Genomic DNA, 9,090 nt, shown 5'->3' with positions numbered 1-9,090 from the left:
CGATGCCGGGGAGCTGCCCGGGGGCTGCCGTGCTCGCGGTGAACCCGCGGCCGCGGTCCCGCCCGGTCAATCCGGTGTGCCGCAGGGACCGGCTGCTGTCCCCGGCGGAACGGGCGTTCATGACGGTGCTCCGTACGGTCGGCAGCCGGCCGCGGGAGCCGTCCGCCCGCTGATGCGCCGGTGGTGGTGCGCCGAGGCCCGCAGGAGCGGGTGCGGACTCCGGCACGCCACCGGCCGGGGCGGTCGGTCAGCCGACGTTCACATCGATACAGGCGTAGAAGGCGTTGGCGGTGTCCGCGATGTTCCACACCGCGAGTACCTTCTGCCTGCCCGCCAGGCTGCCGAAGTCGACCTGGTGGGTGACTGTGGCGCCGGGCTGCGCGCCGTTGTCGTCGAACTCGGCGATCTTCCGCCCGCCGGCGAAGTACTGCCAGGTGCTCGTGGCGTGCCGGGCGGTCAGGACCCACTGGAAGGGCGTGGACCGGCTGACCGGGGTGACCCGCCACCCCTTGGAGTCGTCGTCGAGTTCGGCGAACCTGCTGTTGCCGCCGCTGCAACTGGTCAGCCCCTTGGGGCCTTCCACGCTCTGCGGCTCGTACTTGATCTCTCCGCAACTCACGGTTCCGGCGGCGCACTGGGCCTGGCGGCTCGGAGGCGACGAGATGTATCCGTGGGCACTGGCGGAGCCGGCCGGAAGGCTCAGGACCAGTACGGGTGCGAGTAAGGCACCGATGACTGCGGCCGTCTTCCTTTTCGCGTGCATGCTTCTCCTTCACATGAGGCGTTGCCGCACACGAGCGGGCTATGGGGGCCCGGCAGTGGCAGACCGGCCTCTCCAGTGTGGGGGCCAAGAGGTGCGAAGGGCTCGGCAGGAACCGCTGCCGTGTACGCCCCGGACTCACGGGCGTACGCGCCAGGGCCCTGCACTTGGACCAGACCATACCCATCGACGCGTCCACGTCAAGGTGTCGGCGCGTACGGTCCCGCCGTTCACTGGGTGTACGGCAGCACTCCGTGCTCGGTGTGCTCCGGTTCGAGCGCGCCCCGCACGAGGCCGGCGGCAACCGGCGTGGTGGTCCGGTCCGCCGTCCGGGAGGTGGTGGAGGAGCCGGGGACGGGGCCGTGCCGAGCGTTCATGGCCCAAGCCTGCCAACCGGAAACCTGATTCGCGCATGCTTTTCCGCCGGGAGTCCGCACCCGGCCCTCGGGCAGGATCCATGGTGCGGCACGCACCGTACCCGCCCCCGACGAGCAGGAATGCCATGGTCTCCCACTCCACTCCCCCGCCCGACCCGTCCGGTTCCGCCGGCCACGATGCCTTCCACCCCGATCTTCCCGGCCACGACGACAGCGGTGACGACGCGGACGGCCGCGAACTCCCGTTGCACGCCCGGCTCCACCACATCCGTGCCGACGCGCTCGACGGCGACACCGCGCAGACCGGCGGCATGCGGCGGTTCGCCGCGATCAGCGGCAGCAGCGTCGGCTCGCGGCGCATCTGGACGGGCCAGACCCATGTGGCCGCCCGAACCGCCTCGTCCAACCATCACCACGGAGACTCCGAGACGGCGATCCATGTGGTCAAGGGACACCCGGAGTTCGTGTTCCTCGACGATTCGAGCGGTGCGGCCGAGGAGATCCGGATCCGTACCTCCCCCGGTGACTACATCTTCGTACCGCCGTTCGTGCCGCATCGGGAGGAGAATCCCAGCGCCGACGAGGAGGCGGTCGTGGTGATCGCCCGCAGCACCCAGGAGGCGATCGTCGTCAATCTGCCCGAGCTGTACGTGTTGGGGGACGAGCCCGACGCCGGATGACGTGCCGGACCGTCGGCCCGGCACGGCTGCGCACGTCCTTCCCGCGCACATCGCCATGCCGAGCACCTCTCAGCGGCGCGTCACCACCCCGTCACACCGTCGACGCGCTCGCGCACCAGGTCGGCGTGACCGGTGTGGCGCGCGTACTCACCGATCATGTGCAGGTGGATCAGCCGCAGCGAGTACTCCTCGCCGCCGTGGACGAAGGTGTCGTCCAGCGAGGCGCCGGCGACGATCTCGTCCGCGAGCCGGCATTCCTCGACGAGGCGGGCATAGTCCTCGGCGGCGCGGGCCGGGTCCAGGTCCTCGAAGTCCGCGTCCTTGCCCTTCTCCGGGTCGTACATGGGATCGAACGCCTGGCCGGCGAACCGCTCCCGGAACCAGACGCGTTCGACCTTCGCCATGTGGCGGATCAGTCCCAGAAGGGTGAGGTTCGAGGGCGGAACGGTCTGTTCGGCGAGCTGTTCGCCGGTCAGGCCCGCGCATTTGTGCAGCAAGGAGCTGCGGAACCACGCGAGATAGCCCGTGAGCATCTCCCGCTCATCGGCCACGAGTGAACCAGGTGTGCGCGTCACCTCGGGTGCTGTCCATGTCATGGCGTGATCATGCCTCGTCCACGGTGGAACCGGACAGGGTTTTTCACATGCCGTCGGTGGGCTCGGTCGACCAGGTGGTGGTGGATGTGGTGATGGAGGTGGCCACCCCGAGCACCAGGAACAGGATGAGCAGTCCCTTCCCCGCGCCGCTCATGACGAGGGGCCGGGTGGCGGAACGCGCCTGCTGCTGCGGCACGGAGAACTCGTCGTCACCGAAGAAGCCCTTGGGGTAGGCCGGGGTGAGCATCATGGCGTAGGCACCGAAGCGCATTACGTAGCGGAGCGCGGCAGCCGTGGCCTCGAAGAGGGGGCGAGGCATGCGTCCCAGGATCAGGGTGATCAGCCACCAGACGATCGCCACCGCCCACCAGCCGGACATGACGAGACTCTGTACGACCGCCGCCGGAATCATCAGGATCAGGCGGAAGAAGACGGCCAGGCGGTTGAGGGCGGTGGGCCGGACCTCGATCCGGACCGGGTAGTCCGGCGGCGGGTCGAGGGCGAACGGCGGGTAGCGGTCCACGAGCAGCATGCTGCTCGCACCGACCCGTACCTGGTAGCCGAGGTATTCGGCGAGGAAGCGGAAGACCGGTTCGGGCAGCCGTCCCAGGAACAGCGCGGCGAACCAGCCCACGATGACGGTCACCACGGCCGCGATGTACAGGAAGAACAGCACGATGAACTGCGGGATCAGAAGGAGCAGCCGCACCAGCACGGTGAGCCGGCGCTGCCGTGGCGGCTCGATGATGTCCAGCACGGGTAGCCACTCGGCTGCGGTCCATGCCCTCGGGCCCGGACTCCACTGGGCGTCAGCCATGTCGCTCCTCGTCGGCGGGCGGTCCGTACGTCGTCGGCGCGTACGACGTCACCCCACGCTGGGCCAGGTGAGAGCGCCCCGCAATCGGTCACGGGCCGATCGGGTGCCCCGGCCCGTGGCCGGGGCACCCGGCCGGACTCACCCGGCGGGTTCGAGGAGGTTGCCGCGCAGCGCCGCCACCAGTTCCTCGCTCGCGCCGAGGAATTCGGTGGCGTAGGCGTGGACGGAGCCGTGGGTCGCGGCCAGATCGGCCAGGAAGAACCGCATGATGTCGGCGGGCGCTCTGCCGTATCCCGGCCAGACCGGCTCCTGGCCGGGGTGGTCGGCCCGCCAGTCGGCCAGGAGCCGTTCGGTGGCGAGCCCGGTGAGGGCGAAGTCGGCGACGATGTCGTCCTCGGCCACGCCGAGCAGGGACAGGACGAGAGCGGCGAGCAGCCCGGTCCGGTCCTTGCCCGACGCGCAGTGGAAGACGACGGGGCCGCTGTCCTCTGCAGCGATCACTTCCAGGGCGCGGCGGAGTTCGACGGCTCCGTCGTGGGCGACCTCGGCGTACCGGTCGGCCAGGAAGCGTCCGGTCTCCACCTCCGGACCCAGTGCGGCCTGGTCGTAGGGCCGGTGCTCAATGCTGAGGTGGTGGTAGCGCAGCCCCGGCACCTCGGGCACTCGCCCCTTGGCCGCGATCTCCCAGTCGTACCTCAGGTCGATGACCGTACCGATACCGAGAGCCTGGAAGCTGTTCTGGTCCTCGCCGCGCAGTTTGCCCAGCGAATCGGAACGGTAGAGCCGGCCCCAGCGGACCGGTCGGCCGTCCTTCCCCAAATAGCCTCCGACATCACGGAAGTTGTGCAGTCGCTCGAACGTCATATGCCTGTTCATGACGGAGCACTCTAGAGGGCTGCTGCGAGTATGTCGGCTTCCAGGCGGTGCGGGACCGCGCCGGTCCGCCGCGCCGTACGGGCCGGGAGTGAGCTCCTCGGCGGTCCTCGAACCGAGAATGCAGGCGTGTCCACTCCCACGCGCCCCTCCACCCCCGGCTTCCCCGCCGGGCTCGATCCACGGGGCGAATGGGCCCTGCTGCTTCTGTCGGCCGCTTCCGGGGCGGCCGATGCGTTCGTCTTCATCTGCGTCGGCCAGGTCTTCGCCGGGGTGATGACCGGGAATCTGGTGCTGCTCGGCGCTTCTGCCGCCGGTGGCGGGGAACAAGGGGTGGCGCTGCGGGTGATCACCGCGCTGGTCGCCTACGGCATCGGTGTCATGTGTGGTGCGTGGATGAACGAGCACTTGCGGTGGTCGCTGCCGGTGATGCTGCTGGTCGAGGTGGCGCTGCTGGCGGCGGGGGCCGTGCTGTGGGCGCTGGAGCTGATCACTTCCGACGTGGACCGGCTGGGGCTGCTGGTGCTCATCGCCGTGGCCATGGGCATCCAGGGCCGGATCCGCGCGACGCCCACCAACTACTTCACCGGCACGCTGACGGCCCTGGTCGGCCGGGCGGCGCTGCGGTCGTGGGAACGGGGGGACCGCTGGGTGGCCGGCCGGTTGAGCGCGGTCGTGGTGGGCGCGGCCGTGACCGCGCTGACCGTACGCCGCTGGCCCGACGCGGCCGCTCTGGTGGCAGTGGTGCCGGCGGCGGGCGCGCTGCTGGTCGAACTCTTGCGCAGAAGGCCGACCGGGGACTGACCCGCGACGGAGCGCGGGCAGAGGAAAGCCCCGGCCGGATCGGGGGAATCCAGCCGGGGCGGCTTGCGGGGTGGGCGCGGTGCGCGACATCCACATATAGGTGAACGATAAACCACCACATCCCGTTCCCGGAACGCCCACCCCCCGACTGTGACCCACAGCACGAAATGGGCGTTTCCGGCGGATTCGCGGTCAGCGCTCCTCACGGAAGAGCACATGCCGCCCCGCCACGGGGTCGAACTTGCGCAGCACCAGCCGGTCGGGGTTGTTCCGACGGCTCTTGCGGGTCACATAGCTCTGCCCCGTTCCGGCCGTCGACCGGAGTGTCACGACGGGGCGGGTCTCACTGCGGGCCATGGGCGCCTCCAGACTCTCGCACCGACCCCACTCCCTACCGATGGGAATGGGTATCGTTTTCGTTCTGGTCATGTAACGAGGCGGGCCACTGCCGCATTCCCGACGGCGCCTCGCGGATGCCCCGACCGGGCCGGGCGTGCGGCTGGAGAACCACGCGTGCGGGCGCGCAACCGTCCGCACGCGCCGGATGACTTGCGTCAACGTCCGTCGACAGAAAGCCTGTTCGACGGATTGGCGCCCTGCGCAGCCTATGACATATGCCAGAAGCAACAGCGCATCGAGTGTTGCCAAATCCCTTACGGGCTCCCGCAGGCTGTGCGACAGTCGTCTTCGGTCCACCTTTCAGACTTGGTCGTGCCGCGCCTGTATCGGAGTACGAGATGCCGTCCCATCTGTCCGCGGACCGCCCCGCCCCACAGCCACCCGAGCGCGATGCCGTCGATGCGCTGATCAACCGGACTCTTCGGCTCCGTGGCGACGTGGCTGCCGTGCGGCGGGACACGGTGCTGATCGACGAGGAGGACCCGCAGCTGCGCTGGCAGCGGGCTCTCTGCGATCTCGCGGTCCATCATCTCGACGATCTCGGTACCCACCTGGGCCAGCTCAAGGAGGGCCTGCCGCCCTGGACCTCGGAACCCCTCGCGGAACCATCGGAGCGGGAGACGGAGCGGAACGCGGCGGAGGAAAGCGCGCAGGAACGCTACGACGAGCCGCAGCCGGGATCGCTGATCGACCGTGTGGGCAGCGCGGAGTGGAATCTGCTCACCGACGACGTCAGCTGGTCCGACGAACTCTTCCAGATCTTCGGCAGGTCACCCGCAGCCGGACCGCTCTCGCTGGACGAACTCCCGTCCATGCTCCTTCCCGAGGACCAGCCCCTGCTCACCTCCCTGGTGACCGACTGCCTGGTGGACGGAAAGCCCATAGACGGCGAGTTCCGCATCCTGCGGACCGACGGCCGGCTGCGCACACTGCACATGATGGGCGAGCCCGTCCTCGACTCGGACGGGTGCACCGCCTCCATGTGGGCCGTCCTGCGCGACGTAAGCGAGCTGCGGCGCAGCCAGCAGGCGGTACGCCGGACCCACGACTCGCTGCGCCGCCGGGAGCACCGGGCGCAGACCGAGCACCGCCTGGCGGTCGAGCTCCGGGAGGCCGTGCTCCCGTCGTGGCGGGGCTCGCTGCGGCTCCCCTCGCAGGGGCCCGGCGCACTGGACATCGCGGCGCACTACCTCCCGTCGGAGTCGGGTTCGCTCCTCGGCGGCGACTGGTACGACGCGCTGGAACTGCCGGACGGCAGGACTGTCCTCACGGTCGGTGATCTGACCGGCCACGGCATCCAGGCCGCTTCGGCCATGGCGATGCTGCTGGGCGCGCTGCGTGGCATGGCCGTGGCCGGCATCGAGCCGGGTGCTCTGATGGGGCACCTCAATCAGTTGCTGGAGTCCTCCGTTCAACCCGCTCTCGGCAGCGCGGTGTGCTGCCGTGTCGATCCGGCCACCGGCACCCTCGCCTGGTCGCAGGCCGGTCACCCCGCGCCGTTGCTGTTCCGCGGTGGAATAGGGCGGCCGCTGCCCGCGCCGGACGGGGTCCTGCTCGGCGCGGCCTCCGGGGTCGCGTACGAGCAGGACGAAGTGCATCTGCTGCCCGGCGACGTGCTGGTCCTGCACACCGACGGGCTCAACCGTCACAGCGACCGGGGTGCGGGCCCGGACGCGCTGCTTGCTCTGGCACCGCGGCTCGCGCAGGCCCGTTCGGCACAGGAGTGCCTGCGGACCGTCGTCGCGGAGTTCGGCGGCACCGAGCGCCTGGACGACGCCTGCGTACTGGTCGCCCGCATCGGGGCGTAGCGGCAGGAGGCACGCGCACAGAGCCACGGACACACGGGACACCGGACACGGCGCGGTACGCAGGAGGGAGTGCCCGCCTACGGGTGCGGTGCTCGGACGATCGGTGGTCGGACAGCCGGAAGGCCGGTGATCGTACGGTCTGTGCTCGGCGCCCCTTCGTCGCGGCGCCCGCAGCTCAGATCTCCGACGACCGCCGGGGTTGCTTGATGATGGTGCTCTGCGGCAGGGCGAGCTTGATCTCCTCGCGCAGGTCCTCGATCTTCGCGTAGCCCGCGAACTGGCCCGTGAGCCGGTACATTTCGCGCAGCCGGTCCCAGGTGCGGTGCGAGGAGGTCTCCCCCATCGTCACCAGGGCGAGTCGCGCGTACCGGTCGGCCTGCTCGGGATCGTCGGCGATGAAGCAGGCCGAGGCGAGCGAGATGTAGTCGAAGATCTTGGACCGCTGGCGTCCGTTGGCCCGCAGCTCCAGCGCCTGTTTGGCGTGACGCTGAGCCACGATCGCCGCCGACGGGTCATGTTCGGCGAGGGTACGGAACGCCAGGGCCTGCATGCCGTGCAGATCCGCCTCGTCGAACATCTGCATCCAACTGGGAGGCGGCACATCGGTCCTGTCCGAGGTGAAGAGTTCCTCAGCCTTCCCGAGCGTGCGCCGCATCGCCTGGCCGCGGCCCATGGCCGCCTGCGCCCACGCCTCGATGGTGTGCAGCATCGCCTGGGTGCGCGGCAGAACCATGTCCCCGGAGCCGGACTTGGCCAGCTTCATCAGATCCAGGGCGTCGTCGGGACGGCCCAGGTGGACCATCTGACGGGCCGCCCTGGACAGCGCCTCGCCGGCACGGGGGCGGTCGCCGCCCTCGCGCGCCGCGTGAGCCGCGATGACGAAGTACTTCTGGGCGGTCGGTTCGAGGCCGATGTCGTGGGACATCCATCCCGCGAGTACCGCGAGGTTGGCCGCGACGCCCCAGAGCCGGCGCTGGAGATGCTCGGGGTGGCGGTAGGCGAGCATGCCGCCCACCTCGTTGAGCTGGCCCACCACGGCCTTGCGCTGGAGTCCGCCGCCCCGTGAGGCGTCCCAGGCACGGAACACCTCGACGGACCGTTCGAGCGCCTCGATCTCGTCCGACCCGATGGGCGCGGCCTCGTACCGGTCGAAACCGGCCGGGTCCGCGTGCAGCGGGTCGTTGATCCGTGGGGCGTCGGCCGCCAGCACGGGGTCGGAGTGCAGCCAGTCGTGCATGGGGCCGGTGATGGTCGATCCTGCGGCGAGCGCGGCGCCCGCGCTCACCAAGCCGCGTCGGTTGAGCATGAGGTCCATTCCCGTGAATTCGGTGAGGACCGCTGCCGTCCGTTCGGGCGCCCACGGCAGTCCGTCGGGATTGTTCTGCGTCCCGACCTCTCGCCGCTTCCCCACACGCCCGCGCCGGCCGAACCCGAGGTCCTCGATGGTCACGACACGACCGAGTCGCTCGGTGAACAGGGCAGCCAGCACCTTGGGCACGGGATCGCGGGGGGATTCCCCCATGTCGATCCAACGCCTGACCCGCGAGGTATCGGTGGCCAGTTGCGGGTGGCCCATGGCGGCCGCCTGCCTGTTCACCATTCTCGCGAGTTCGCCCTTGGACCAGCCGGCGAGGCCGAACAGGTCGGACAGGCGGGTGTTGGGTTCTCCGGTCACGTCAAGCCCCCAGGTTCTCGGCTGTGTTGACAGTAACCCCCTGTCAGACGCGTTGCGACAATTCGCCAGGGTTCGCCAGGGTGCGCCAGTTGGTGTACCACCCGCTCGCCGGTGTCAGGTAGGAAAGCGCCACCCCGCCCGGCAGCCCTAGGTACTCCCCAGGGTGCCGAACGGCCGCCGGCCGGGGCGGTGCTCGCAACTTGTCGGCGCACGAAGGGATCTGTCTCGCCCATGTACACAGCATCGTCCTCCGTGACCGCCCCGTCCCGGCCGCACCGCCCCCTGGGGGCGGGCGGCGGAC

General features: G+C 70.1%; 10 protein-coding genes. 3 read left to right on the top strand and 7 right to left on the bottom strand.

Features of this window, described 5'->3' with window-relative positions:
* Positions 1–247 precede the first annotated feature (247 nt).
* Positions 248–763 carry a lytic polysaccharide monooxygenase auxiliary activity family 9 protein gene (locus tag ABZY11_RS40330; RefSeq protein WP_356483934.1) on the bottom strand — a complete coding sequence of 172 codons (516 nt, stop codon included), beginning with the start codon at positions 761–763 and terminating at the stop codon, positions 248–250.
* A gap of 227 nt (positions 764–990) precedes the next feature.
* Positions 991–1,137: a hypothetical protein gene (locus ABZY11_RS40325; RefSeq protein ID WP_356483933.1), complete on the bottom strand. Its 147-nt coding sequence runs from the start codon at positions 1,135–1,137 to the stop codon at positions 991–993.
* 125 nt (positions 1,138–1,262) lie between these two features.
* On the opposite strand from ABZY11_RS40325, the gene ABZY11_RS40320 reads away from it, so the two are divergent.
* Positions 1,263–1,817, top strand: coding sequence for a cupin domain-containing protein (locus tag ABZY11_RS40320; RefSeq protein ID WP_356483932.1), 555 nt, complete (start codon positions 1,263–1,265; stop codon positions 1,815–1,817).
* Positions 1,818–1,897: 80 nt separating this feature from the next.
* Here ABZY11_RS40320 and ABZY11_RS40315 read toward each other — a convergent pair whose 3' ends face one another.
* The 3 genes from ABZY11_RS40315 to ABZY11_RS40305 all read right to left on the bottom strand — a co-directional run bounded on the left by ABZY11_RS40315 (position 1,898) and on the right by ABZY11_RS40305 (position 4,106).
* On the bottom strand, positions 1,898–2,413 hold the full coding sequence (locus tag ABZY11_RS40315; RefSeq protein WP_356483931.1) for a DinB family protein: 516 nt from the start codon (positions 2,411–2,413) through the stop codon (positions 1,898–1,900).
* A gap of 43 nt (positions 2,414–2,456) precedes the next feature.
* The gene (locus tag ABZY11_RS40310) at positions 2,457–3,230 is read right to left on the bottom strand and encodes a DUF4389 domain-containing protein (protein ID WP_356483930.1); all 774 of its coding nucleotides are present in this window, start codon (positions 3,228–3,230) and stop codon (positions 2,457–2,459) included.
* A gap of 138 nt (positions 3,231–3,368) precedes the next feature.
* Positions 3,369–4,106: a tyrosine-protein phosphatase gene (locus ABZY11_RS40305; RefSeq protein WP_356483929.1), complete on the bottom strand. Its 738-nt coding sequence runs from the start codon at positions 4,104–4,106 to the stop codon at positions 3,369–3,371.
* A 126-nt stretch (positions 4,107–4,232) separates the two neighbouring features.
* Between ABZY11_RS40305 and ABZY11_RS40300 the strand changes: the two genes are divergently transcribed.
* The gene (locus ABZY11_RS40300; RefSeq protein WP_356483928.1) at positions 4,233–4,907 is read left to right on the top strand and encodes a YoaK family protein; all 675 of its coding nucleotides are present in this window, start codon (positions 4,233–4,235) and stop codon (positions 4,905–4,907) included.
* Between the two features lie 192 nt (positions 4,908–5,099).
* Here ABZY11_RS40300 and rpmG read toward each other — a convergent pair whose 3' ends face one another.
* Positions 5,100–5,264, bottom strand: coding sequence for a 50S ribosomal protein L33 (gene rpmG / locus ABZY11_RS40295; RefSeq protein ID WP_356483927.1), 165 nt, complete (start codon positions 5,262–5,264; stop codon positions 5,100–5,102).
* Positions 5,265–5,644: 380 nt separating this feature from the next.
* On the opposite strand from rpmG, the gene ABZY11_RS40290 reads away from it, so the two are divergent.
* The gene (locus ABZY11_RS40290) at positions 5,645–7,114 is read left to right on the top strand and encodes a SpoIIE family protein phosphatase (RefSeq protein WP_356483926.1); all 1,470 of its coding nucleotides are present in this window, start codon (positions 5,645–5,647) and stop codon (positions 7,112–7,114) included.
* A 175-nt stretch (positions 7,115–7,289) separates the two neighbouring features.
* Here ABZY11_RS40290 and ABZY11_RS40285 read toward each other — a convergent pair whose 3' ends face one another.
* Positions 7,290–8,789, bottom strand: a complete 1,500-nt coding sequence (locus tag ABZY11_RS40285) for a hypothetical protein (protein WP_356483925.1) — start codon at positions 8,787–8,789, stop codon at positions 7,290–7,292.
* Between the last annotated feature and the right edge of the window lie 301 nt (positions 8,790–9,090).

It is taken from the genome of Streptomyces sp. NPDC006510 (assembly GCF_040611955.1).
Lineage (GTDB): Bacteria > Actinomycetota > Actinomycetes > Streptomycetales > Streptomycetaceae > Streptomyces.
Note: the sequence above shows the minus strand (reverse complement) of the source record. Positions and strands in the feature narration are given on the sequence as shown.